The following is a 26058-nucleotide window of genomic DNA, read 5'->3' as shown; positions in this document are numbered from 1 at the left end:
TTCAGAATCTCTGAGGAGGGTTGAATATGTCAGTTCCGATGCATCAGCTGCCCGAGCAGCAGCCTTCCGTATGGCAGCCAACAAGTGTGGAGGAAGCGATTCAATTGAAGCATAAATGGGGCAAAGATGCTGTTCTTGTTGCTGGAGGTACTTGGCTTCGCACGCGCTGGGAAAATGGGCTAGCCCCGATGCCGCAGCATTTCATTAGTCTTGGACGAATTCTTGTCCTCTCGGGATTAACGGTTAATTCCGAAGGTCAAGTTCATATAGGCCCTGCCCTAAGCATTGCAGATTTGATGAAAAATGAGCTGGTTCAGCAGAAATGCGGACTTCTCGTGCAAGCCTGTTCGGAGATTGCAGCCCCGTCGATTCGGAACTTAGCCTCAATCGGAGGCAATGTGATGACACGTACAGGGGATCTGATTCCCGCACTGCTTGTGATGGATGCACAGATCATGTGTACAGATGGACAGAACGAGCGAATGATTGCGTTGAAGGATTGGCTGGCTGCTCCACAAGGGGCCTCTGACGAGATTATGACGGGGATTATTGTGCAGACAACGGCGGGATTGGAAAGTAGGGACAGTACGGAGATCGCCGCCAAGAACCTTGAAGATGGTAAGTCGACGGATGGACAGTTAGCTGCTGCGAAAGAAAAGGAGTTTATTCATGAGTTCTACCTCAAGGTTGGGCGGAGAGAGGCATTCACGCCATCGGTTGTTACCGTCGCGGGCAGGATTTTCCTCCAAGCAGACGGGACGGTTACCGACATTGCCTTAGCGGCAGGCGGAGGCAACGCGGTTCCTGCGAGGTTCTCAACGCTAGAAGCGGGAATGATCGGAAAGCCGTTAGCCAAGGCAAATTTACAGATACTCCATAAAGGGGTTATGGCTGACTTCAACGCTGTGGCAGATGATTATGCGGGGGTAGATTACCGCAAACAGACCGCAGCGAATTTGATCATTTCGGAGTGCTTCAAAGCTTGGCGCAAAGGGGGCGGAGCCTATGCTCCTTAATCGGAATGCGAAGAAATGGATCATTAGACCTGATGGCAAGGAGAAGGTAACAGGGGAGCTCCGGTATCTCACCGATTTAACCGCGCCTAGCATGCTGCACGGAAAAGTGCTGCGGAGTCAATACCCGCATGCTTGGATTCTTTCCATCGATACAAGCAAAGCCAAACAGTTACCTGGCGTGCGCGTGGTCTTAACGGCTGACGATGTACCGGGATTGAACCTATTCGGAATTGCTTTTCCTCACCAGCCGGTGTTTTGTCAGGATCGTGTTCGATATATCGGGGATGCGCTGGCATCAGTTGCGGCTGATACGGAGGAACTAGCGGAATATGCATTAAGCCTCATTGAAGTCGTGTATGAGCCTCTCCCACTTGTAGATGATCCAGAAACCGCGCTGGAATCAGGGACGATTATGCTACATCCCGAAGGGAATTTGCTTCATCAAACCTCTCTACAGCATGGGGATACGAACATTGACGCAGTTTTCGCAACATGTGCACACGTCGTGGAAGAAACCTATCTAACGCCTCGGCAAATGCACACGTATATGGAAACGGAAGGCGGTCTCTTTATCCCTGAGGATAATGGGAGGCTGACCGTTTACTCGCCGACTCAGCATGGCTATAAGGATCGCTTTCAGCTAGCGCGAATCCTTGGTATCCCAGAGGATCAAATCAGAGTCGTTTCCAGCCCAATCGGCGGTTCGTTTGGCGGGAAAGATGAGCTCAATGTGCAGCCTTTCGGTGCATTGATGGCACGAAAGACAGGCAAGCCGATCAAAATGCACAATTCCCGCCGTGAATCTGTGATCTCCGGCATTAAACGTCATCCGATGCGGATCACGATGAAAACAGGCACAGATGCACACGGAAAGCTGATCGCACATCAGGTTCGCATCCTTGCAGATACAGGGGCGTACGCGACACTAGGCTGTGAAGTGTTGAATTTTGCAACCGAGCATGCGATAGGTCCCTACACAATCCCGCATGTTGACGTAGAAGGCAAGAGCGTCTACACGAATAACGGTGTATCCGGTGAGTTTCGGGGCTTTGGCGGCAATCAGGTGATTTTTGCCGTGGAGAGCCAAATCGAACGCCTCGCCGAGAAGCTCGGCATGGACGCGTGGGCGCTGCGCAAGCTCAACTTGCGCCAGCCAACCGATCCGGGCCCGATGGGCCAGCAGATCGTGGCCACCGAAGGCGCCGCCCAGGTGTGGGCGAAGGCGCAGGAGTCGCCGCTCTGGGCGAAGCGCGCCAGCAGCGCGCGCGGGCCAGAGCAAGAGCCGTGGCTGCGCCGAGGCGTCGGCGCTGCGCTGGTGATGCACGGTGCCGGGCTCGGCCTCGGTATCCCCGATCATTCCGGCGGCCGCATCGAGCTCACGCCGGAGGGCAAGATCCAGGCCTCCTTCGGCTTCGAGGAGTTCGGCCAAGGGCTCTATGCAGCACTCACGTTGATGCTGCAGGACTGCTTCGGCTGCGCCGCCGATGACATCCGCATCGTCATCGGCGATACCGACCGCGTGCCCAGCAGCGGTTCGAGCACGGCCTCACGCGCCACCACGATGATGTGGCGCGCGCTCCAGCGGCTGAAGCCAGCCTTCGTGCTGGCGCTGCTGGAGCAGGCTTCGCTGCGCTGCGGCGTTCCGGCCGCAGAGCTCGCAACCGGCGCAGGCGGGATTCATCACAAGGGTGATGAATCGGGGGAGCCGGTTGTCACGTATGCGGAGGCCGCTGCGGCAGCAGCTACGCCGATCCTCGCGCATACGGAGTTCGACTACCCGACGACGCCCGAAGGGCGGGTCGGGGCGCACTACCTGTACTCTTACGCGGCAGCCATCGTAGAAGTCGAAGTGAACATGCTGACCGGACGGGTCAAGGTGCTGCAGACGGATCATGTCATCGCCGCAGGTCCTGTGATTAATCCGATGGGCTTTCTTGGACAAATTGAGGGCGGCAGTGTGATGGCATTGGGCTACACATTGACTGAGGATGCAGTGATGAAGGAAGGTCGTTACCTCAGGCATAATCTCGATACGTACCTCGTTCCCACATTCAGCGACAGCCCACTTCGTATTCAAGTTGAAGCGATTGAAGAGCTGCCGGAGGGAGATACATTTGGCCCTCGTGGCGTTGGAGAAATCGGTTCTGTCGGGTTAGCACCTGCGATTACGGCGGCAGTACGGCAAGCGACAGGCATTTGGGTAAATAAGTTGCCCATATCACCAGAAGACATCGTGCAATCCATCGATTGGTTAGAAGGGGTGGAGGCCAGTGATTAATACATCTTTTGTGCTAGAGTGCTCCGTTAATGGGAAAGCAGTTTCGATCCCAGTACCTGCGTCCAAAAGGATGTCAGCCGTTCTACGGGATGACCTGTTAATGACCGGTACCAAGGTGTCTTGTGAGATTGGGCGCTGCGGCGCTTGCATGATTCTGCTCGACGGTCAACCTGTGAATGCCTGTTTACTGATGGCCTATCAAGCATCGGGCAAGGAGCTTACGACTATTGAGGGGATATCAGCAGGCGAAGAGCTGCATCCGATTCAGCAAGCAATGTTAGAGGAGGGGGGATTGCAGTGCGGCTACTGTACGGCCGGCATGGTTGTAACCTTAACCGCGTTGTGGGAATCGAACCCTGCTCCTACGAGGGCTGAGGCTGAGAAAGCACTGTGCGGGAACATATGCCGGTGCACAGGGTATGAGGGGATTTTCAGAGCGGTAGAGAAATGCGGATTGTCCATAAAAAGAGAGGGGTAGAAGCCATATGCGAAAAACCATGCTGTCTATTACTGCTATTATGCTACTGATCTTAAGTGCCTGCTCCACGAGCACGACAACAAGTTCTACAACAGCACCTGCTTCCACCACGGCTGCTTCTACGGCAACAACAACAGAGAAGAAGCTGCCCAGAGTTGCTTTTGTCTATATCGGTGTGCCGGGGGATGGCGGATGGACGTTCGAGCATGACCAAGGTCGTCTGATGATGGAGAAAGAACTAGGGATTAAAGCGACGACTGTTGAAAATATTCCAGAAGGCCCTGACGCTGAGCGAGTGTTCGAAGAGTTGGCTCAGAAAAATGACATTATTTTCGGAACCTCCTTCGGGTACATGGACCCCATGGTAGCGGTAGCGGCGAAGCATCCGAATGTGAAATTCCTGCACGCCACTGGCTACAAAACGGCACCAAACCTAGGCACGTACATGGGACGTGAATATCAAAGTGCTTACCTTGTCGGTATGGCTGCAGGGAAAATGACGAAAAACAACCATCTGGGTTATGTTGGAGCCTTCCCGATTCCAGAGGTTATTTATACGATTAATGCGTTCACGTTAGGTGCGCAAAGTGTGAATCCCGATATTGATGTCTCCGTGGTGTGGAGTAACACATGGTTTGATCCTGCTACAGAGAAGCAAGCGGCTATTTCCTTGTTGGATAAAGGTGTAGATGTGTTGGCGGCGTACCAAGATTCACCGGCAAGCATTCAAGCGGCTGCTGAACGCAAAGTATGGGGCATCGGGAACGATTCCGATATGGGCAGATTCGCACCGGATACGTACATATCGAACCCGAAATGGAACTGGGGCCCTTACTACGTGAAAACGGTGAAAAGTGTCATGGATGGCACGTGGAAATCAGAGGCTTACTTCGGCAGTATGAAAGAGGGCATCACAGACATTGCGCCGCTTGGTAAAAATGTGCCTGCCGATGTTAAAGCGCTAGTAGAGAAGAAAAAGTCGGAGATTTTGAACGGTACGTTCGAAGTATTCCAAGGGCCTATCGTGGATCAAGATGGCAAAACACGCTTCGAATCCGGGAAGAAGATGACGGACGAAGAAATCCTTGGCACGACTTGGTTTGTTAAGGGCATTAAAGGTGTCATACCTAAATAAAGGACGAAGGATGTGACTGGCGATGACAATACAAGATATCGCATTAATTCACGAGTGGCACCCGGTGTTGTTGTCGTCAGCACTCACGGATAAGCCGGAGGCTGTTGTAGTACTAGGTGAAAAAGTAGCGGTATTCCGCACCATGCAAGGCGTCCACGCGTTCAAAGACTTATGTATTCATCGCGGTGTGCCGCTCTCATTGGGGAAAGTAAGCAGCGATGAGTTGGTTTGCGCGTACCATGGCTGGTCTTACAATGGCTGTGGTACGTGTACCAAGATTCCTTCCTTACCGAAGGAACAGGCCATTCCTTCGAAGGCCAAGGCTTTCGTTTACTCCTGCGTAGAAGCACATGGACTAATCTGGGTGTGCCTAGGGACACCTGCAGGACCTCTGCCTAAAGTGAGTGCCTATGTGCCCGAGGGCTTCAAGGAAGTATTCATGGGGCCTTACACCCTGCAAGCAGCAGGTCCTCGCATTATTGAGAATTTCCTCGATGTATCTCACCTTATGTTCGTGCATGAGGGACTGCTGGGCGATAGTGATTTCGCTGAAATCAATGATTATCACGTGTTGGAAGAGGACGGCGTTCTGCGTTCCGAAGAAATCATCGTGTATCAGCCGGATGCGGATGGAACAGGGCGCGGGGTAAATAGCCGGTATGTATATGAGGTGTTCGGTCCGTTATGTGTAGCTTTTACGAAGAGAGATGACGTATCCGATCATATCTTTCGGTTGTTTCTGATGGTGTTGCCGGTTACGGAGCAGACTAGCGTCGCTTACATGCTGAAGCAAAGGAACTATGCGTATGACGAGCTTGATGAGGTGTTCATCCACTTCCAAGACAGGCTCATTGAGCAGGATCGGATCATGGTTGAGAACCAGAAGCCGGAGCTGCTGCCGCTAGATTTGCAAGCTGAGCTGCATCTGAAGTGCGATCGTTTGAGCATCGCTTACCGCAAACGCCTGCGCGAGTTAGGTGTCACCTTCGGGACGGCCTAGCGAGATTTGTCGGATTAGGGAAGAGTAGTGCGAATGACATGCATACGAATTAAAAAAAGGATTGTATAATTAGCATGTGGCTAATATGCAATCCTTTTTTGTATTTGGTAAAATAAGACTACTAGATTACCACCAATAGTTAGAAGGCTCATTGGCATTTTGTTTTCTTGTGTCTGAAGGAGTTGTAAATGTTTTGATAAGTGCAGCTGTTTCTTCAGCAGATAGAGGTTGAGCCACCATAAAGGAATCTGCTTGCTTGCGCAGTTCTGCGCGCTTCACTGCTTGTACGGAACGTTGCAATTCTGGGTTCAATTGAATAATCGCCATTGTTTTAGCTCCCTCTTTTTTAATAATAGGTTACAAGAGTGATTATAGCAAAATAATGGAATTTAGGGGAGAGGTAATTGAAAATAGTAGTGAAAATTTCTGTGAGTATGTATCTGGTGCTCTTCATTGCCTTGCAAATCTGGTGTTCGTTTGTAACCTTTCATTTTCCCTATAATGGTATCTACTTGGACACAGCTCATACAGACGAGTGGATTGTCAGTAAACTTGAGGCGAATAGCACGAATGATAAGATTCATATCGGTGACAAAGTCATTGCGATTGATGGTAAACCACCAGGTGAATGGTCAACCGTCAAGCGGTGGAATGTAGTTGAGAAGGCGAATACGGTTGTGATTTGGCGAGATGGCGTCGTTGAATCGATCGATTTGAGGACAAGCCGACCAGCCCTGTTCGATATCATTTCGCTCGCCGAGGAATTCGTCTGTCTATTCATGTGCGTACTCTTATTAGTAAGGGAAAGTCGTTCGCCTTCGGCACGCTTGCTCGCGTTCTCGTTCCTTAGCGCTGCCCTCATCTTCATGAGCTTAGGCGCATCCATGCGGGGAGATTTAATAGGCAAGTTGATGATTGCTAGTTCGATGATGGTGCTGCCCATTGTCTTTTTACATTTTCTTGTGGTGTTCTTCAAAGAAAAGGGAGACATGGAGCTGCCCAAGGGTCACTTTAAATATTTGTACGGGATTGCTTTCCTAGCTTTTGTAATGAGAGGTCTATACTTATTTCCTTCGATGGCGTTCGTATATCGGTATGACGGATCGGTCACGATGGGATTCTTCATCATTGTTATTTCCTTAAATATTTCTCTATTGGCAACGTTGTTTGTGAAGGTTAGGAAAGCACAGACGCCGCTCGCTGGTATTATCAAAAGTGTGTTCTACTCCTTGCTCATTTCGTTTCTACCTATTATCTGTCTCTCGTTCCTCCCGCAGCTCATTATCGGAGATTGGATATTCGATCCAATTTATACAAGTTGGCTATTATTAATATTTCCCATCACGTTCTCTTATTTAATCGCTTCCGATCAGTTATATGATATCGGCCTTGTCGTACGGCGTGTATTATTTGCTTGTCTAATGGCCGTAGTACCCGTCAGCTTGTTTACTGGCGCTTTTGCTATCATTTTTCATGGGGAAACCAACGGAAAGCAAATTTTATTCGTATTCCTAGGCTCGATCTTCCTTCTTTCTGCCATGTTGTATGCAACCGAATATTGGACGACGAGATTAGAGCCCTATTTGTTCCCGAGAAAGTATGTACTGAAGTCAGCACTAAAAAAGATTTCCAAAAATCTAGGAACCATCTCCAGCTTCCGTGATCTGAAGGATATCATCCTAGTGGATATTGTGGGTACGCTGCAAGTGACAGGTGGCGCGATTGTTTTTCGGCATAAAAATGATATTGAAATTTTCTGCGAAGGTGAAGTCGATACGGCAGAAATCCAGCGTTTGGTGAATTCATCTGCCATGCTCGATCATCCTTACTACACGTTCATGGAAATGAACTGCCATGAGGAATACACAAGCTATCTCATCGTGACTCGGAAGAAGACGAACACACGGATATCGAAGGAGGAGCTGCAGTGGCTGCAGTTAATCACTTCCTACTTGGAAGTAAGTATGGAAAATGTGTATCTGATTCGTAAGTTAACGGGCAGACTTCAGCAGATGGTTTCCCATCTTCCGCAGGAAGAACATCTCTGGTTACGGAAGGTGATGTTCGAGCTGCAGGAGGAGGAACGTGTTCGAATTGCCACGGATCTTCATGATACGACGATGCAGGATTTGTTTTTCCTCAAGCGAAGATTAACCTCATTGGCCGAGAAACCTTCGATGCGACAAGAGGATCGCGAACAGCTGAACAGCATGAACAACTTTGTGGAAATGATCAATGCCAGCTTGCGTCAGAGCTGCTTCGAGTTGAATCCTCATCTGTTAAAAGAGGTAGGATTGAAGCAAACTTTGAAGACGTTCGTTGAGAAGGAATCGTATACGACGCCGTTCGAGATTTCCTTCCGAGCGGAGCAAATTTCCGAAATCGAAGGCAAGGATATATCGGCCAAACGGCATATCTTCCGGATTGTACAAGAATTACTTAACAACGCGAAGAAACATTCGCAGGCGGCTAATGTCAGCTTTCACTTGTGGGAAGAAGACCATTTCTTTTATTTAAGTTATCGGGATGATGGCGTAGGGTTCCATGTGAAGGAAGAGGTCGCCGTTGAAATCGCCGCATCCGGTATGGGGCTTGCTTATATGAGAAGCCGTGTGCTGCATGTAGGCGGGAGCTTTGAACTGGAGACCGCTGAGGGGGAAGGGACCCACATTTTAATCACAATACCAACTGAGGAAGTGATGTCAGCATGAGTGAAATCGTCAAAACATTAGTGGTCGATGACCATCCCTTATTTGCAAGAGCGACGAAGACGTTGCTTGATGAGATAGATCGTATCGAGGTAGTTGGCGTTGTTAGTAATGCGAAGGAATGCTTGGAATATGTGAAGTTGCATCAGCCTGGGCTCATATTCCTAGACTATCAGCTTCCCGATCAGACGGGCACAGAAGTTGCGGCACAGCTTAAACAACTATATCCGCACATCCATATTGTCATCTTCACCGGCATTGAGTTGGCAGGTATTTACAATAAATTAATTGAAATGAAAGTAAGCGGTGTCCTGTCGAAAGAGTCGACGGAGCGGACGATCAAGAATATGGTGTATTGTATTTTGGATGGATATACGATGATTCCACTGTCCGTTTTTAACCAGATGCAATTGAATGAGGCTGATGCAGGCGAAGAATGTGAACTGCAAGAGGAAGAAGTGCTCATGATGAACATGCTGGTTAAAGGGGCTACACACGAACAAATTGCTGAACGGATTTTCATGAGTAAGCGTACGGTTGATAATTATTTGCGTAAAATTTATGACAAATGGGGCGCCAAATCAAGGACTGAGGCTTTGGAGAAGTTTATCAAAAGTAAATATTACACCTGAAAGTAGGCGCTTCGCATGCAGGACATTCAGCAGCACATGGCACGGATGATGGATGATTATATGTTTGATGAGGATTTGAAAATGCTGCTGAGATCATGTATGTCAGATAACGAGACCTCGAGTCTGTCTTGGTCCAAAGTCACGTTGTGCACACACGCTATGCTTGGTGGGAGTTCGCCTGATATCTATCGCCGAGCGGCATTAACGGAGTTAGTTGTTCTTATCCTGGATATCGTCGATGATCTGCAGGATCAGGACAGCGAAAGTAAGCCTTGGATGCGCGTGGACACGGCGAGTGCGTTGAATGCTGTATTGGCGCTACTGATCGGTATGATAGGTGAATTGGGCAGGATCAATGCCAGCGGAACGATGCTGGTTGAAATTAGCAAAATCATTGCTAGATCGATTAATGGCCAGCATAAAGATGTGATTAATGCGGTTTCCACCGTTGATGAATATTTATGGATGACGCAAGAGAAATCGGGTTCGTTATTCCGTCTTGCTTGCTTCCTAGGCTATTCCGATACAGCCTGTGCAGAGGGAACAATAGAGCAGCTGCATCAGATCGCCGATTGTGTGGGACTTCTCCACCAGATTCAGAATGATGTGCGGGATCTCGTACGCTATGATGAGAAAAGTGACCTCATGGCGAAGAAGCGGACGCTGCCCATCCTGTATCTACTCTCTATTGAAGATGAAGAGTTCTCACCCGTGAAGGCTTACTACAGGGGGGAGATCACGGCTGAACTTTTTGCAGAAAAGGAAGATGACGTGAAACAGTTGATTCAGGACTCCGGCTGCTTGGAGTATGCGCGCATCGTTCAAAGCGTGTGCACGCAGAAAGCGGAGGAGATATGGGCAGAGCTGCCAGCGTTGTCGCCATGGAAGGAAGAGTTTCGGACACTGACGTGGGGCAATTTCATAAAGCTGGGTGTTGAAGTGGAGCAGGCATAGCGCCTGCTCTTTTCTTAATATCTCCTGAACCCCAGGCGAATAAATGGATTTTATGTAGTTAAATATTTGGATTTATCAGTCCAACGCAGATTAAATGGAAAATATACATTTAATTTTACAAGTTTTTACCTATATAAACAAAATGAGTGATTTTAACTACATATTTCACAGCTAAATCCCGTTTATGATGAAATTTCTCGTAAATAGCTGTACATTTTCCAGTTAATGAAAATCTCTGGCGCACTAGCCTCTCAAAACCAACAAACTCCCCTAACAACACCCGAGCGCCGAGATCTCGAGTACTCCATAAAAATATGATATGGATCGCAAAAATGTTGAATTTTAATCGGAAGCGGTCTTCTGATAGAATTTAGATGGAGTTGGTTTCGCACTATAGGAGCGGGCCTTGGAATGGAGGAAGCGCATGTTTCAGATCCTCATCGTGGATGACGAGCATATTGAAAGAGAAGGGATTAAGCGATTAATCCATAAATATAACCTGCCCCTAGCTGTGTTGGAAGCTGAGAATGGTGAAGAAGCGTTGGAGATGCTAGCTTCGCATCCCATCGATATTGTATTAACGGACATCAAGATGCCATTTATGGATGGCCTTACGTTATGTGAGCGGGCACGGGCGCAATTCCCGGAGTTGAAAATTATTATTTTCAGCGCATATGGGGAGTTTGAGTATGCACAAAGAGCGATTCACTATCAAATCTCGTCGTATCTGCTCAAGCCCATCGATGTGAGTGATTTCCAAAGAGCCTTTCATGAGGTCATTGCCCTCTGTCATAAGGATCAGGAACAAGAGAAGGAAGAACTCTTCTTAGAGATCCTTCATGCTGCGCAAGCTTCTTCATCGCTCTCTCGCAAGTTAGATCTCATCGGGCTTCATTTTAGTCAGATGTCCATTCAATTGATTCTGATCGACTACAGTTCATCGGTCTTTGATGTTGAGCACGACTTGCTTCCAGAGAGGCTTCAATCCGTCATTCGTGCGCCATTCGATTATGTGAATTTGAATGAAAGTCAGAGCTTAGTTTGTGTGCGATGGGATCACACGGTGCGTAAGGAAGATCAGGAGTCGTTAGGCAGCAAGTTGAAAGCAAGCATTGCGGATGCCTACAACGAAACCTTTACGATGGTCATTTCCAGGCTAATCAATACGGGAGATGAGTTGGCTCCCGAGTTTAAGCTTATGGAGAATGTGCTGGACTATAAATTTTTCTTTCATGAAAGCACAGTGCTGTATACGGATGAAAGCCAAGGGCAAGAAGAAATAGCGAGCACTATCCCTAAGCTGATGGAAACTCTTTATTGGCATTTAGAAGTCAAGGATGAGTTCGGCCTACGCCAAGGTGTTGAGCTATTCTTTAAGACGATTGACGGGAGCGGGCAACATTCTGCGATTTATGTGAAGTATATGTGTACGGAGTTGGCTAAGAAAATAGGGGAAACGGCTGGCAAAACGGACGTCCACGCCTTTAAGTCGATTGTGGAGGCCATATTCGGGTGTAAGTCCTTAGCCGAGCTGAAAGCGCAAATTCAAACTGTTCTCGGTTTGCTGGACGGCAATACGGATGTTCATAATCCGGAATTCAGTAAGAAAGTGATCAAGGACATCCGGAAACTGATTGAAGATAACTACACATCGGATATCAGCTTGCAATGGATTGCAGAGAAGGTGTTTCTTACACAGACCTATGTGAGCTACCTGTTTAAGCGGGAAGTAGGGCAAACGTTTGTTAAATATCTAACAACCATTCGGATGCATAAGGCGGAGGCTTTGCTGCGGGAAACGCATCTAACGATTGCGGACATTAGTCAGCAAGTTGGCTATATGAATACGTCGTATTTCTGCAAAACATTTAAACAAGTTCATGGGCAAAGTCCGGCCAAATTCCGAGAAGGAACGAGCTGATATGCGAACTTTCCTAGCTTATTTCCAAAACCTAAGATTTAAGCAGAAGCTTTTTATCTCCTACATGGTCGTTTCCATTATTCCGGTTGTCGTATTGGGGATGTTTTCCTATCACCAAGCTAGCTCATTCCTGCTTCAACAAGCGAAACAGAATTTGGATGGGTCGATTAGTCAAATCGCCGAGACGATTAACTATCGCGCGAAGCAACATGAAGCGATCATTAATTCGATCACACAGAATGTTGTATTTAAGCGCATCTTTATTAGTAATGACGGTGATTTTCCTGTTTTGTATCGGGATTATGTGGATCCGTTCTTCAGTAATATTCTTGATTTTAATCATGATATCTTACAAATATCGGTGTTTACCGAGAATCAGTCTATTCTGCGTGGCGAATATATTCTGCCGCTGGAATTAACATCGGATCTAAAGTGGGCGAGTCAGCAGAAGCATTCGAAAGAAACACAATGGAACATTAAGAATGGTAAGCTCTTCGCTACAAGACCGTTCGTAAGTGAAGAGGGCGTGCAGGTAGGGAAGACACCCGCGGTGTTGTTCCTGAGCATCGATGCCGATAGTTTGTTTCAAGGCTTGGATGATATCCAAACGAAAGCCTATGGGATTTTGATTTTAGATAAAGAGGGCAATCAAATTCTATCTAAAAACATGAAGATGAGTGCAGAGATGCCAATCGCCTCGCTGCCTTCCTCCCAGTTAATGGAGCGAATCGGTTCATTTTCGATGCAGGCAACAGATTACATGTACATCACAGCGGATATGGCGGAGCCGGGATGGAAGCTCGTTTATTTTACGCCTAAAAGCGGGATTTCGGTGGATGCAAGGAGCATTGTCAGTGCGACAGCCTTGATTGTCTTGGTTTGTTTGGCTGGACTGCTGCTCATCATCTGGATGTTCTCCAACACCTTCGTCAAACGTATTATTAAGCTCAATAAGAAGATGATGATCGTCGAAAACGGGAACCTGAAGATTGACGTATCAAGTCAGTCTAGAGATGAAATTGGCCAATTGACGAATCGGTTCGGCAATATGCTTGTGAATATTAACACCTTGATCGAAGAAGTGTATCAAAGTAAGATCACGCAGAAAGAGGCGGAACTCAAGGCGCTGCAGACACAGATCAATCCGCATTTTCTATATAACACCTTGTCAATTATTAATTGGAAGGCTTTAGAGATTGATGCGATGGAAATTAGTCAGATCACGAATACCGTTTCACGCTTCTATCGAACGGTTCTCAATAAAGGGAGAGATTTCATCCCTGTCCGAAATGAATTGGAGAATGCCAAAGATTATATGCATATCCAAAGTATCATGCACAATTATCGCTTTGATTTCATTTGTGAAGTAGATGAAGCATTATTGCGATATGACATGATTAATCTTATTTTTCAGCCGATTTTGGAAAATGCGCTAGAGCATGGTATTGATAAGCTCCGTAAGGGGAGTGGACGCGGCTGTATCACCCTGCGAGGGTACAGGTCGGGAGATGATCTGGAGTTCTGCATCGCAGACAACGGACCAGGGATGAGTAAGGAACTGGCAGAAGAGGTTATTCAATTGAGCTCGGTCGGGTACGGGTTGAAAAATGTGCATGATCGCATCCAGATTCGCTTTGGTCAAAGCTATGGCTTGCGTATTGATAGTGAACTTGGGCACGGCACCAGCGTATTTCTGAACTTTCCTGCCTATACGGCGGAGGGGTATTCCAAGGAAGATGATCGTACTAGATGAGGAAACACCTATGAAGTCGGCGTGAAGACGTCCGGGCTGAATGGGTGTTTTTTTACGTAAAAAAGTGTTACATATCGCAAAAATGTTGGATATTTGCAAAGTCAGTCATGCGCTAAAATTACCTTATTGGATGATTGATTGAAAGGAGTTGGAGTTATTGGGGGATAAGAAACCGCTGCTCATTAAGCTGATACGCAGAGATAAACTGCTGTTGCTGATGTTTTTACCGGTGTTTCTGTATTATTTCATATTTTGTTACTTGCCGATGCCGGGGATCCTCATTGCATTCAAAAACTTTACACCGGGCCATGGTGTATTTGGAGGCGATTGGGTAGGGCTTAAGTGGCTGGACCAGTTCGTCCATTCTCGTTATTTCTGGCGACTGCTGAGGAACACCTTCCTGCTTGCGTTCTATCCGCTAGTCATCGGATTCTCGATCCCGATCCTTTTTGCCATATGCGTAGTTGAAATTAAGAATGGCCTCTTCAAGCGTTTTGCCCAAACGGTGACCTACCTGCCGCACTTTATCTCAACGGTTGTGATCGCGGGAATGATCATTAACTTCCTGTCTCCGACAGATGGTATTGTGAATACGTTCCTGGCTTCGATGGGCATGGCCAAAATTAATTTCATGATGGCGCCCGAATGGTTCCGATCTATTTTCACGGCGTCAGGTATCTGGCAAAGCTTCGGTTTTAGCTCCATTATCTACATCGCGGCTATTATGGGGATCGATCAAGAAATGTACGATTCAGGGAAGATTGATGGCGTTAACAAATTTCAAGAGGTGTGGCATCTTACCCTGCCAAGCTTGAAGCCAACGATTGTGATTCTGTTTCTACTCTCCATCGGCGGCATTATGAGTGTGAATTTTGAGAAGGTGTATCTGCTCTACAACGGTGCCACATACGAAACGGCTGATGTGATCTCAACCTATGTATACAGGCAAGGGATCGAGTCACAGAACTTTGGCTTTGCTACAGCAGTCGGATTATTCAATTCCATTATCAGTTTCATCTTAGTATATGTGGCCAACCAAGCAAGTCGTCGTGTGAACGATATGTCGTTGTGGTAGCCGCGACTTAAGAAAGGAGGCCTTCATGGTTAAATCATGGACGGACCGGAGCTTTTATGTCATCGTGTACAGTCTTGTCGCGCTAGCGATTGTTGTGACCTTATATCCCTTTATTTATGTCGTGAGCATCTCTATGAGCTCCGTAGAAGCGATAGACAATAAGTTAGTTACGTTCTTACCTGTTGATCTGAATTTTGATGGGTATAAAATGGTGCTCGGTTATTCTGAGTTGTGGAAGTCTTACTACAACACCATTTGGTATACAGTTGTGGGGACGATCTTTAATCTAGTGGCCACGTGCTTAGCGGCCTATCCGCTTTCGCGAAAGTCGTTCTTCCTTCGAAGAAAACTCAATTTCTACATCGCCTTCACGATGTATTTCTCTGGCGGGTTGATTCCTCTTTATATGGTGATTACGGAATTAGGTCTCTATAACACCAGGTGGGCGATGATTCTGCCCGTTCTTGTAAGCACCTTTAACGTCATGATCTTGCGATCAGCCTTCGAGGCGATTCCGAATGAGATATTTGAGAGCGCCAATATGGATGGCGCCAAGGATTTCACCTTACTGTTCCGGATTGCGATACCGCTTACAAAACCGACGTTAGCGGTACTAACTCTCTACTATGCCGTCGCCCATTGGAACGATTTCTTCAATGCTCTGCTGTATCTCGGGAAGTCGGAGCTCCAGCCTCTGCAGATTTTCCTGCGAAGAGTGCTTATCATGGCCTCACCTGAGATTATGCAGAAAATGGGGGGAGAGACAGCGGCTAAAGCACTTGCTGTTTCAACGCTGCAGGTTCGTTATGTTTCGATCGTTGTCAGCATTTTACCGATTATTACGATCTATCCGTTCATTCAGAAGTATTTTGTTCGTGGTATCACGTTAGGTGCAGTCAAAGGGTAGCGATACTCTTGCTGGATAGATAAGTGGGCTTTATATATTAAGGGAGGGTTCGTATATGAAAAAAACACTCAAAACAACGGCAAGTTTGTCTCTGATTACCGCTTTATTCGCTATGGTAGCTGCAGGTTGTACAAGTGAGGGGAGCTCAGAGCCTACGGCTAGCTCCGCAGCGGCAACGCTGAAACCAGATGCGAGTGCTGCTGCTGCGCCAGCGGGCTTCAATTACACAGGCACAGGGCCAATCACCGATAAAGCGGGATCGCTCAAAATTCTAGCCACAAACGCATGGACGAACAATGTGGATCTGAACCAAGCTCCGATCGTCCAAGAGTTGAGTAAGCGGGCAGGTATTACGGTTAATTGGGAGCTGCTTCCGCCGTCGACCTATCAGGATGCGATTAGCCCGCGACTTGCTGCGGGGGCCGATCTTCCCGATGTGATCTATCAGCTGGATCAGGATCAGACGATGAAAAATATTCAAGGCGGATTGTTCAAACCTTTGAACGATTATATCGATAAATATGGCGTAAACATCAAGAAGTTGTTCGAGAAATTCCCTGCGTTAAAAGCCAGCTTAACGACGCCAGACGGGAAGATCTACTATTTACCGCAGCTGGCTGTGACGAAGAACTATATGCCTACGTTTATGGTGAACCAGAGATGGTTAGATAAGCTGGGATTACAGGATCCAAAGACGCTTGATGAATTCACGGATATGCTTCGTAAGTTCAAAGCGAATGATCCGAATGGCAATGGCAAGCAGGATGAAATCCCATTCTCGGTAGCGCCTAATCAGCTCGCGAATGCCTTTGGACCGGTATTCGGATTGGATTTAGCCAATAACTTCTATGCAGACAAGGACGGCAAGGTGCATTATTCGTACTATGAGCCGAACTATAAGGAATATTTAACCTACTTAAATAGTTTGTACAAAGAGGGATTATTAGAATCAGATTTCGCCAGTGTCACGGCAGATCAGATTACTTCGAAATTCTCGCAAAACATAACAGGTGCTACATTTAACTTTAGTTGGTATACCTCGATGGTGTATAGCAAGCTGTTCAAGGATTACGATCCTTCACAGCCGCTAATTAAAGGGATCGCCCCATTCAAAGGGCCGCATGGTGATCAATTCTATATTGGAAGGAACCCGATTACAGGTATATTCGGCGTTTCCAAGAATGCCAAGGATCCTGAGCTGGCGTTCAAATTCTTGGATTATGCGAGCAGTGAAGAATCCAAAGAGATGTATGTGTGGGGACTGAAAGGACAAACGTATGATGTGGTTGATGGTAAGAAACAATTCACGGAGAAAGGCAAAGATAATGATTTCATTCAGAAATTCGGTATCAATCCAACGAATTTGCCGATCGAGCAATCCGTCGATGCAACGGATGTACTGGTAGCACCGTGGCATGCTAAGATTGATAAAGAGATGGAGAAATATATCAAAGCACCGTTCCCATTCGTATACGCGCTGAAAGCTGAGGCTGACAAAGAGAATACGGTGATGCCGGATATCACGACGTACGTGAATGAAATGAATATTAAATTTATTACCGGCAAAGAAAGCCTGGATAAATTCGATAGCTATATCAAGTCGTTGAAAAGTATGGGCGTTGAGGATGTCATTAAAGGCAGACAAGCGCAATATGACCGTTATCTCGCAGCCAGTAAGAAATAAATAACGATTTGTCGTTCGGGTAACCAACACAGCAGCCGCGGAAATGGCTGCTGTGTTTATCCATTTGCGGCGATGAATCCAAAAAGGCGGTTTCAGGATGAAAAGATCCACCTATATGCTGCTGTTCATCGTGATTTGTACGTCGATTGTTGTGCTCATACTAGTTGGCAAGGGCGGAGATCCTGGGCTGACACCAGCAACGTCACACACGAACAAAGCGGGGCAAGGCCTAGCGCCAACCACCTTACATCTCTTATTTCCTTTGGAGAAGCCAGCCGCCCAAGATGAAGTTATCCAAGCCGTTGAGAACAAGCTAGCCAAGGATGGCTTGCCGATCAAGCTCGAATTTACGTATATTCCGTATGATCAGTACTGGAATAAGCTGTGGCTGAATGCGGCTAGCGGGGAGCCTTATGATATTGCTTTATCGGCGTATTCGAATATCGCAGATTTAGTATCGAAGAAAGTACTAGCGCCCTTGGATGATGCTCTTCGCGATTATGGTCATAGTATAGTTGCTAGTACACCGGATTACGCTTTTCAAGGTGTAACGATTAATGGTCATATCTATGGGATTCCTCGCGTAATGCCAATTGCTGAGTTTCAGAGCTTCGTGCAGATTAGAGGCGATCTGAGAAAGAAATACGGTTTACCGGAGATTAGAACGGTGGCCGATATGGATACGTACTTGGAGACGATTCATCAAAAAGAACCGACGATTACGCCCTATTTTTACGATACAGGCCGTTTCTTGCTTCGAGAATATGGGGATGTCGCTTTTTTTGCGGGAGGTTACTTGAATGCTCCTGTGTATATTGACCCGGCGGATCCTCAGCTGAAGGTCAGAGATACTTATGAGTCTGATTTTTTCCTTCATATCATGGGGAAGATGCATGAGTGGCAAGAGAAGGGCTACATTCCCTATGGGCCGTCGGATACCTCGAAGTATCCAGATCCCGAGCTTGCTTTTAACTCAGGTAAAGTGGCGGCAACATGGAGCGTTGTTATGAAGCAAACCGAGCGCATTGATGCGTTCAAAGCCATGCTTCCAGCGGGAGAGCTGGAGAATGTGTATTTGCATCCAGAGAAGCCGAAGTATTTATATACCGGGGCTGATAATATTCTTTCGGTATTTTCGACAAGTCAGCATGTGAATGAGTCTGTTGCTTTCCTGAATTGGCTGAGAAGCAGCCAGGAGAACTACGATCTCTTCACGTATGGGATCAAGGATGTGAATTACAAGCTGAAAGACGAAGCCATCGTTTATGATGGTATCGCGCCCGAGCATCAATATAACCCGATCAGCTGGACTTGGAATGATATTCGGTTTGCTCGGTTTAGTACCTATATCTCACCTGCCTATAGCAAAGAGCTGCGGGACTGGGATAAGGAAGCGATCGTGTCCCCGACGCTCGGCTTTGTGCCAGATCTGGCACCAATTAAATCGGAGATTGCCCAGCTGAATGTCATCATTACGGAGTATTTACCGATTCTATATGATGCGAAAGTGGATTGGACACCTACGATGGCTAGCTTCAGAGCCAAATTAAAAGATGCTGGCATGAATCATGTGATATCGGAAATTCAACGTCAATTTGATGCTTACCACGCTAGTAGAAAGGGTGAAAGACCATGATTCCAGTTACCGTTGCAGCAGATGGGAGCGGCGACTTCTTTCGCATACAAGAGGCAGTAAATCATATACCCGCGGGCAGGAGAGAGCCGACAACCATTCACATTAAAAGTGGTGTTTATAAAGAGAAGTTATATATCGATAAGCCTTGGATTACGTTGGTTGGCGAAGGGGCGGAAACGACCGTTATCTCCTATGATGACCACGCGAAAAAGGTATTTCCAAACGGAGAACCGTACCACACGTTTCATTCTTACACGGCTTACCTAGGCGGAGATCATATGACGGTGGAGGGGATCACCTTCGAGAATACAGCGGGAAGCGGGGACATCGTGGGGCAAGCCTTGGCTGCCTATGTCGATGGGGACTGCGTTGTCTTTCGCGATTGCCGATTCCTCGGGCATCAGGACACGCTGTTCACAGGGCCATTGCCACCTAAACCGCGAGATCGCGGCACCTTTGGCGGTCCAAGGGAAGATGCACCGAAACGTCCGGTGAGGCAGTATTACGAACGCTGCTATGTGGAGGGGGATGTTGATTTTATCTTTGGTTCGGCCACAGCTGTGTTTCAGGAGTGTGAGATTGTCTCCTTGGGACGCGGCTGGATCACAGCTGCCTCTACCCCAGAGGAGGTTCCATATGGGTATGTATTTCTCAGGTGTAAGCTAACCGGAGATGCGCCAGAACAGTCTGTTAGTTTAGGGAGACCGTGGCGGAATTATGCTAAGACCGCGTTCGTAGATTGCTGGGTAGGGCCGCATATTAAGGCTGCGGGTTGGGATCGATGGAATGAACAGGAACCAATAGATGAAGTAAGGTACATAGAGTTTGGGAGCGTAGGCCCTGGAGCCGTAACTAGCGGGCGCGCGGAGTGGGCACGGGAGTTGACGGTAAGCGAGGCGGGGGAGCTGACAGCCCGGCGAGTTCTTGCAGGTGACGATGGATGGGATCCATCGCGAATAGGTGAATAAAGCTTGTGACCGTCAGGAGGATCGCTCCTGGCGGTTTTTCTTCGTAGGCGTGCCACGGTGCTGCGAAAGGGAACTACGTTCCGTAACTTTGGTGTGGTGCTGAGTTATTGCGACCCAGAGCAGGAGTAGCTAGTAGCAGTGGCGACTGCGTTAAGGAGCGGCAGTTCGAGGATGTGGATTTTGGTGATATATGGCATATAAATAAGGTTATTGACAGTCATTCTCATTGAAATTATAATAAATATTATATTATAATAATTATAATTAAATTAAGACATAGTCCCCACCAATGAAAGAGGAGGTTACCCTAATGGTCAAACATGATCTGAATCAAGCTTTACAGCGGATGCGGGCAAGGAATATCACGTTAACCCCGCAGCGGCAAGCGTTACTAACGTATCTTTATGCGCAGGAAAGTTACGTGGCGGTGAAAGACATTTGCGAGGCGATGGTCGGTGAATATCCGCATCTGAACGCAATGACAGTTAACAGCTCTCTGCATGTTTTTAAACAGCTGGGATTAGTGAATGAGTTGAAGATTGGCGGAGCTTCCTTACGATATGAAGCGGCTATTTGCTCGTAAGTGATTCCCTTGCGGATTAGTACGCAATAAGTCGGCCGTTATCATGCCATTGTCCATATAAGGTATTCAAACGGGTCTGTTCAATAAACTTAGTTAATCGATTCTGATACAACGTTTCATCGTGGCGTACAGACTGAATATTGTCGATTTTGACTCTAACATATAGCTCTGGCAAGGATTGAAAATGCCGATATAGCACCTCATCCTGACGTAATTGCGCTAAAATATCTTCATGTATGGTGAAAGATGCGTTGTTCATATCTGGTAATACACGATATCCTGCTTCTGTCATGAGGCCTAATTTATCTAATCTTCTGACGCGTTCTTTATTGAGCTCTGTCCAGTTACTCTTCTTTTTCCTTGGCGAATATCGGTGCGCTGTTTGTGTGTCATCTAATTTTTTAATGGTACTATCAATCCAGCCGAAACATAAGGCTTCTTCAACAGCATCTAAGTAATTTTCGGAATGTCGCCCTGTAGGAACTAACCAACAATAATCTTCCGTGCTGTGATGATCACTTAACCAATTTCGCCAATCTTGTCTTGTGTTTACTTTCACGATTTTATCAATGATCATGATTTTCTAGTCACCTCTGATTATCATTATAACCAAACGCACTGACAGCTGTATGTCAGTGTGTTTGTTGTTTTTACATAAGAATGAAGCCATGTCGAAAAATATGTATGCGCATCATATAAGTGATTTTGAAATTTGAGATTAACGGAGATCTCCTATACCGATGTTGAGAAACGCATCTTTCCTCATGAACAGGTAAAAGCTAGAAAATGTGCCTAAAAAGCGAACTATTTAAAAGAAATAAGAGAAAATCGTTCGTTTTTTCAAATTGACATGGCACGTTAGTTGGTAGTAAACTAGGAAAGCGGGAAATGAAGCCGCACTAATTGAAAATGTCGAATCAACTCGTATAAAATCAGGAATAAGGCCTGGAAGTATCTACCCAAAAACCATGAATTTTTGGACTACGAGGAAGCGAATGAGGGGAACCATAGGAAATGATGGTCTTTTTGCATTCGGTTCTTTTGCTGTCCAGCGTATAGAATCGTGAATTCTAGCTCTGGGCATTTTTTATTATAAAGGTGACGAAAGTGGGTTTAAGATGACGACGGTACGTGTTGGTGTAATTATGGGAAGCCAGTCGGATTGGGAAACGATGAAGCATGCTTGTGATATGTTGGACGAACTAGGTGTGGCGTATGAGAAGAAGGTTGTCTCTGCGCATAGAACGCCAGATCTGATGTTCGAATATGCAGCATCGGCTATCGAACGTGGGCTACAAGTCATTATTGCCGGAGCAGGCGGTGCGGCGCATTTACCAGGAATGGTAGCAGCCAAAACTGAGCTTCCGGTTATTGGTGTTCCAGTCAAAACGTCCACGTTGAACGGCATGGACTCTTTGCTCTCTATTGTGCAAATGCCAGGCGGCATTCCAGTTGCTACAGTGGCTATCGGCCATGCAGGTGCAACGAATGCAGGCTTGCTCGCTGCGCAGATTCTGGGCGCTTTTGATCCAGAGATCCAAGCGAGAGTGAAAGCACGCCGCGCGCGTATCACGCAAACGGTGCTAGAAAGCAGTGACAACCTATGAGTGACACTTCCAGCGGTAAGGTGATCCAGCCAGGAGGCACAATCGGGATCCTTGGCGGCGGGCAATTAGGGCGCATGCTTACGCTAGCCGGACGCAACATGGGGTATCGCTTCGTAACGCTCGATCCGACAGAGGACGCACCTTGCGGCCAAGTCGCGGATCAGATTCAAGCGAATTTCGACGACGTGGAGGCAGCAAGAAGGCTTGCCGCACGATCGGACGTGATCACGTACGAATTCGAAAACGTCGACGCACACGTCACCAACATCTTGATGGAAGAGTCCTATGTTCCACAAGGCAGTCATCTTTTATACACGACCCAGCACCGTCTTCGCGAGAAAAGAGCGATTGAAGCAGCAGGCGTTCCAGTAGCGCCTTATGCGGAGATCACGAGCGAGGCGGAGCTGCGGGAAGCAGCCGAGCGATTCGGTACGCCATGCGTACTCAAAACAGCTACCGGCGGTTATGACGGGAAAGGGCAGTGGGTGCTTCGCTCTTTAGATGAAGTCGCCGAAGCTTATGAAACGTTAAGCCGCGCCAAAACCGAGCTGGTTCTCGAACAATTCATTCATTTTGACAAGGAATTATCCGTTATTGCAGCTAGAAGTCCACGCGGCGAGGTAAAGGCATTTCCTGCTGCTGAAAATATACATGTACATAATATTCTGCACGAATCCATCGTGCCGGCACGTATTCCTGTGCCCGTGCAGAAGGCAGCCGAAGAACTCGCGATTCGCATCGCAGAGTCGCTCGGTGTCATCGGGCTCATTGCGGTTGAGTTATTCCTAACGAAGGATGGCGGGCTATATGTGAATGAGCTTGCGCCACGCCCGCATAATTCCGGGCATTACACGATGGAAGCTTGCCGGACCTCACAGTTCGAGCAGCACGTACGCGCGATTTGCAACTTGCCTCTTGGTTCAACGGAACTAATAACACCAGTGGTCATGGTCAATTTGCTTGGTGAGCACATAGCTCCCCTTCATGATCATCTTGCTGAGCCAGGCTTCTTGGAGAATGAACAACTAGGCGTCTCTGCCAAGCTTCATTTGTACGGCAAGAAGGAAGCGAAAGAGAAACGCAAGATGGGTCATATCAACCTTTTAACAGACGATGTTGAGAAAGCATTGACTTGGATAGAACAGACAGGCATTTGGGAAAGTAAGTAAATGAAACTCATTGGAGGAACGGAAAATGATTGAACGTTATACACGCCCCGAAATGGCACGCATTTGGACAGAAGAAAATAAATTTAACGCTTGGCTGGAAGTTGAAATTCTTTCTTGCGAAGCTTGGTCAGAACTAGGTGTCATTCCTAAAGAAGATGTTAAGGTATTGCGTGAGAAAGCAAGCTTCAACATCGATCGTATTTATGAAATCGAGCAAGAGACGCGCCATGACGTGATCGCCTTCACAAGAGCGGTTTCCGAGACATTAGGGCCTGAGCGCAAATGGGTTCACTACGGCTTAACGTCCACAGACGTTGTGGATACAGCACTTGGTTACTTATTGCGCCAAGCGAACGAAATTTTGGACAAAGACATCCAGAACTTCATCGAAATCCTTCGCAATAAAGCGATCGAACACAGAGATACAGCGATGATGGGCAGAACGCATGGTGTTCACGCAGAGCCAACGACGTTTGGTTTGAAAATGGCACTATGGTACGAGGAAATGAAGCGTAACCTGGAGCGTTTCCGCTTTGCAGCTGATGGCGTGCAATTCGGTAAAATCTCAGGAGCAGTTGGTACCTATGCGAACATCGATCCTTTCGTTGAAGAATATGTTTGCGGCAAGTTAGGTACGAAAGCAGCTCCAATCTCCACACAAACATTGCAACGTGACCGTCACGCTGAATACATGGCGACATTAGCATTGGTAGCAACATCCCTAGACAAATTTGCAACGGAAATTCGTGCACTTCAGAAGAGTGAGTTCCGCGAAGTTGAAGAGCCGTTTGCTAAGGGTCAAAAAGGTTCCTCCGCAATGCCGCACAAACGTAACCCAATCGGTTGCGAGAGCATTTCCGGTCTATCCCGCGTGATTCGTGGACACATGGTGTCCGCTTACGAGAACGTAACGCTTTGGCATGAACGCGACATTTCGCACTCCTCGGTTGAACGTATTATTTTGCCAGATGCGACGCAATTGTTGAACTACATGTTGAACCGTCTTGGCAACATCATCAAGAACCTAACGGTGTTCCCAGAGAACATGAAACGCAACATGCGCAGCACGTACGATGTTCCTTTCTCCGGCCGCGTGATGACAAAGCTGATCGACAAAGGTTTTGCTCGTGAGCAAGCGTACGATACGGTACAGCCGAGAGCGATGCAAGCATGGGAAGAGCAACGCTCCTTCCGCGAAATCGTTGAGAATGCATCGGTAATCACAGAAGTATTAAGTCCAGAAGAAATCGCAGATTGCTTCGATCCGAGCTGGCATTTGAAACATGTAAGCACGATCTTTGATCGTCTTGGTTTGAAGTAGAAGATAGTGAGTGAATGAACAGATAGATTGTGAAGGGGAAAGGGTGTGGAATTCGTGGCAAACACAAGCGTGATCGTAGATACAGCTGAGGAAATGATTAATGCACCTCTCGTGCACAAAGGCAAAGTACGTGAGCTGTATGATCTTGGCGATAGCTTTTTGATCGTGGTAACGGATCGGATTTCGGCTTTTGATTACATCTTGAAGCCTGGCGTTCCAGATAAAGGGTATGTGCTTAATGCTTTGAGCAAGTACTGGTTTGGCATTACTAGCGGTTATATGAACAATCACATCATCCACACGGATGTTGAGAAGCTTCATGCCATTATTCCAAGTGCTGCGGATCGAGAGCTTCTGAAAGAGCGTATCATCGTGGCGAAAAAGGCAGAGCGCATCTCCATCGAGTGCGTGGTACGTGGCTACATTACAGGGAATGGCTGGAGACAGTACGCAAGTACTGGCGAAATCAATGGCCGCAAATTGCCTGAAGGCTTGCGCAAGAACGAGCGTTTGAACGATCCGATTTTCACACCTGCGGCGAAAAATGATGTGGGTCACGATGAGGACATTTCCATTGAACAAATGATCGAGCTTGTTGGTGAAGACCTGACATATGCCTTGCAAGAGCGCAGTATCATGCTGTACACACTGGCGCATAGCATGTGCGAGCAAAAAGGCATTATTTTGGCCGATACGAAGTTTGAATTCGGTTTTTATGCGGGTGAACTTATTATTATTGATGAGATCTTTACGCCGGATTCTTCCCGTTATTGGTCACAAGAGAAATATGCCTTGGATATCGAGATCGATTCCATGGACAAAGAGCCTGTCCGCACGTATTTAGCGGGATCAGGTTGGGATAAAAACAGTGAACCGGACGAGCTTCCAGCAGCTGTTGTGGAAGAGACTTCGAACCGATATAAAGAAATTTTGCACCGCTTGGTTGACTAAAATAACGCTGAGGAGCGATTTCACGATGAAAGCAACAGTTTATGTAACAATTAAGCAGAACGTATTGGACGTGCAAGGAACGGCAGTACAAGGAGCACTTCACTCCATGGGCTTCGAAGAAGTTGGCAAAGTGCGCATAGGTAAATACTTGGAGCTTGAACTTGGTACAACAGACAGAGCTGAAGCAGAAACACGCGTGAAAGCAATGTGCGAGAAGTTGCTTGCGAACACAGTTATCGAAGACTACCGCTACGAATTGGTGTAATAGACACAAGTTAATCG

23 protein-coding genes and 1 riboswitch are annotated in these 26058 nt (G+C 47.2%); of the genes, 21 read left to right on the top strand and 2 right to left on the bottom strand.

Annotated features, from left to right (window positions below):
• Positions 1-26: 26 nt before the first annotated feature.
• The 5 genes from GC096_RS35800 to GC096_RS35780 are packed head-to-tail and all read left to right on the top strand — an operon-like array spanning position 27 to position 5907.
• Positions 27-1016 carry an FAD binding domain-containing protein gene (locus GC096_RS35800; RefSeq protein WP_171637597.1) on the top strand — a complete coding sequence of 330 codons (990 nt, stop codon included), beginning with the start codon at positions 27-29 and terminating at the stop codon, positions 1014-1016.
• Positions 1006-3294 carry a xanthine dehydrogenase subunit D gene (pucD, locus tag GC096_RS35795; RefSeq protein WP_171637595.1) on the top strand — a complete coding sequence of 763 codons (2289 nt, stop codon included), beginning with the start codon at positions 1006-1008 and terminating at the stop codon, positions 3292-3294. The genes GC096_RS35800 and pucD overlap by 11 nt, the downstream gene beginning before the upstream one ends.
• The gene (locus tag GC096_RS35790) at positions 3287-3772 is read left to right on the top strand and encodes a (2Fe-2S)-binding protein (protein WP_312886415.1); all 486 of its coding nucleotides are present in this window, start codon (positions 3287-3289) and stop codon (positions 3770-3772) included. The genes pucD and GC096_RS35790 overlap by 8 nt, the downstream gene beginning before the upstream one ends.
• Positions 3773-3779: 7 nt before the next feature.
• Positions 3780-4907 (top strand): BMP family ABC transporter substrate-binding protein, encoded by a 1128-nt coding sequence (locus tag GC096_RS35785; RefSeq protein WP_171637593.1) that lies wholly within the window; start codon positions 3780-3782, stop codon positions 4905-4907.
• 22 nt (positions 4908-4929) lie between these two features.
• Complete coding sequence (locus GC096_RS35780; RefSeq protein ID WP_171637591.1) at positions 4930-5907, top strand: Rieske 2Fe-2S domain-containing protein; 978 nt, start codon at positions 4930-4932, stop codon at positions 5905-5907.
• Between the two features lie 126 nt (positions 5908-6033).
• Here the strand turns inward: GC096_RS35780 and GC096_RS35775 are convergent, their stop codons facing one another.
• Positions 6034-6234 carry a hypothetical protein gene (locus GC096_RS35775; protein WP_056612737.1) on the bottom strand — a complete coding sequence of 67 codons (201 nt, stop codon included), beginning with the start codon at positions 6232-6234 and terminating at the stop codon, positions 6034-6036.
• Between the two features lie 77 nt (positions 6235-6311).
• Between GC096_RS35775 and GC096_RS35770 the strand changes: the two genes are divergently transcribed.
• The 11 genes from GC096_RS35770 (at position 6312) to GC096_RS35720 (ending at position 20728) form a co-directional block, all read left to right on the top strand.
• Positions 6312-8618, top strand: coding sequence for an ATP-binding protein (locus GC096_RS35770; RefSeq protein WP_171637588.1), 2307 nt, complete (start codon positions 6312-6314; stop codon positions 8616-8618).
• Entirely contained in the window at positions 8615-9247 is a 633-nt protein-coding gene (locus GC096_RS35765; RefSeq protein ID WP_171637586.1) for a response regulator transcription factor, read from the top strand. Before GC096_RS35770 ends, GC096_RS35765 begins: the two co-directional genes overlap by 4 nt.
• Before the next feature lie 15 nt (positions 9248-9262).
• The gene (locus GC096_RS35760) at positions 9263-10201 is read left to right on the top strand and encodes a polyprenyl synthetase family protein (RefSeq protein ID WP_171637584.1); all 939 of its coding nucleotides are present in this window, start codon (positions 9263-9265) and stop codon (positions 10199-10201) included.
• 424 nt (positions 10202-10625) lie between these two features.
• Positions 10626-12122, top strand: coding sequence for a response regulator transcription factor (locus GC096_RS35755; protein WP_171637582.1), 1497 nt, complete (start codon positions 10626-10628; stop codon positions 12120-12122).
• Position 12123: 1 nt separating this feature from the next.
• On the top strand, positions 12124-13875 hold the full coding sequence (locus GC096_RS35750) for a sensor histidine kinase (RefSeq protein ID WP_171637581.1): 1752 nt from the start codon (positions 12124-12126) through the stop codon (positions 13873-13875).
• Positions 13876-14032: 157 nt separating this feature from the next.
• A complete protein-coding gene (locus GC096_RS35745) occupies positions 14033-14950 on the top strand; it encodes an ABC transporter permease (protein ID WP_246303219.1) in 918 nt (305 codons plus the stop codon).
• A gap of 25 nt (positions 14951-14975) precedes the next feature.
• Complete coding sequence (locus GC096_RS35740; protein ID WP_171637579.1) at positions 14976-15857, top strand: carbohydrate ABC transporter permease; 882 nt, start codon at positions 14976-14978, stop codon at positions 15855-15857.
• Between the two features lie 55 nt (positions 15858-15912).
• On the top strand, positions 15913-17541 hold the full coding sequence (locus tag GC096_RS35735) for an extracellular solute-binding protein (RefSeq protein WP_171637577.1): 1629 nt from the start codon (positions 15913-15915) through the stop codon (positions 17539-17541).
• Between the two features lie 97 nt (positions 17542-17638).
• Entirely contained in the window at positions 17639-19177 is a 1539-nt protein-coding gene (locus GC096_RS35730; protein ID WP_171637568.1) for an ABC transporter substrate-binding protein, read from the top strand.
• Positions 19174-20145, top strand: a complete 972-nt coding sequence (locus GC096_RS35725; protein WP_171637566.1) for a pectinesterase family protein — start codon at positions 19174-19176, stop codon at positions 20143-20145. The genes GC096_RS35730 and GC096_RS35725 overlap by 4 nt, the downstream gene beginning before the upstream one ends.
• Before the next feature lie 310 nt (positions 20146-20455).
• On the top strand, positions 20456-20728 hold the full coding sequence (locus tag GC096_RS35720) for a Fur family transcriptional regulator (RefSeq protein WP_171637564.1): 273 nt from the start codon (positions 20456-20458) through the stop codon (positions 20726-20728).
• A 16-nt stretch (positions 20729-20744) separates the two neighbouring features.
• On the opposite strand, the gene GC096_RS35715 is transcribed toward GC096_RS35720, so the two are convergent.
• A complete protein-coding gene (locus GC096_RS35715; protein WP_171637562.1) occupies positions 20745-21305 on the bottom strand; it encodes a YdeI/OmpD-associated family protein in 561 nt (186 codons plus the stop codon).
• Between the two features lie 325 nt (positions 21306-21630).
• A riboswitch (purine riboswitch) is annotated at positions 21631-21732 on the top strand.
• 114 nt (positions 21733-21846) lie between these two features.
• Here GC096_RS35715 and purE point away from each other — a divergent pair.
• The 5 genes from purE to purS all read left to right on the top strand — a co-directional run bounded on the left by purE (position 21847) and on the right by purS (position 26041).
• A complete protein-coding gene (purE, locus tag GC096_RS35710; RefSeq protein WP_171637560.1) occupies positions 21847-22335 on the top strand; it encodes a 5-(carboxyamino)imidazole ribonucleotide mutase in 489 nt (162 codons plus the stop codon).
• Positions 22332-23504, top strand: a complete 1173-nt coding sequence (purK, locus tag GC096_RS35705; RefSeq protein ID WP_171637558.1) for a 5-(carboxyamino)imidazole ribonucleotide synthase — start codon at positions 22332-22334, stop codon at positions 23502-23504. Before purE ends, purK begins: the two co-directional genes overlap by 4 nt.
• A 25-nt stretch (positions 23505-23529) precedes the next feature.
• Complete coding sequence (gene purB / locus GC096_RS35700; RefSeq protein WP_171637556.1) at positions 23530-24825, top strand: adenylosuccinate lyase; 1296 nt, start codon at positions 23530-23532, stop codon at positions 24823-24825.
• A gap of 69 nt (positions 24826-24894) precedes the next feature.
• A complete protein-coding gene (locus GC096_RS35695) occupies positions 24895-25776 on the top strand; it encodes a phosphoribosylaminoimidazolesuccinocarboxamide synthase (protein ID WP_171637629.1) in 882 nt (293 codons plus the stop codon).
• Positions 25777-25801: 25 nt separating this feature from the next.
• Positions 25802-26041, top strand: coding sequence for a phosphoribosylformylglycinamidine synthase subunit PurS (gene purS, locus GC096_RS35690; protein ID WP_065850552.1), 240 nt, complete (start codon positions 25802-25804; stop codon positions 26039-26041).
• Positions 26042-26058: the final 17 nt, after the last annotated feature.

It is taken from the genome of Paenibacillus plantarum, from assembly GCF_013141695.1.
In the GTDB taxonomy this organism is placed as follows: Bacteria; Bacillota; Bacilli; order Paenibacillales; family NBRC-103111; genus Paenibacillus_E; species Paenibacillus_E plantarum.
Note: the sequence above shows the minus strand (reverse complement) of the source record. Positions and strands in the feature narration are given on the sequence as shown.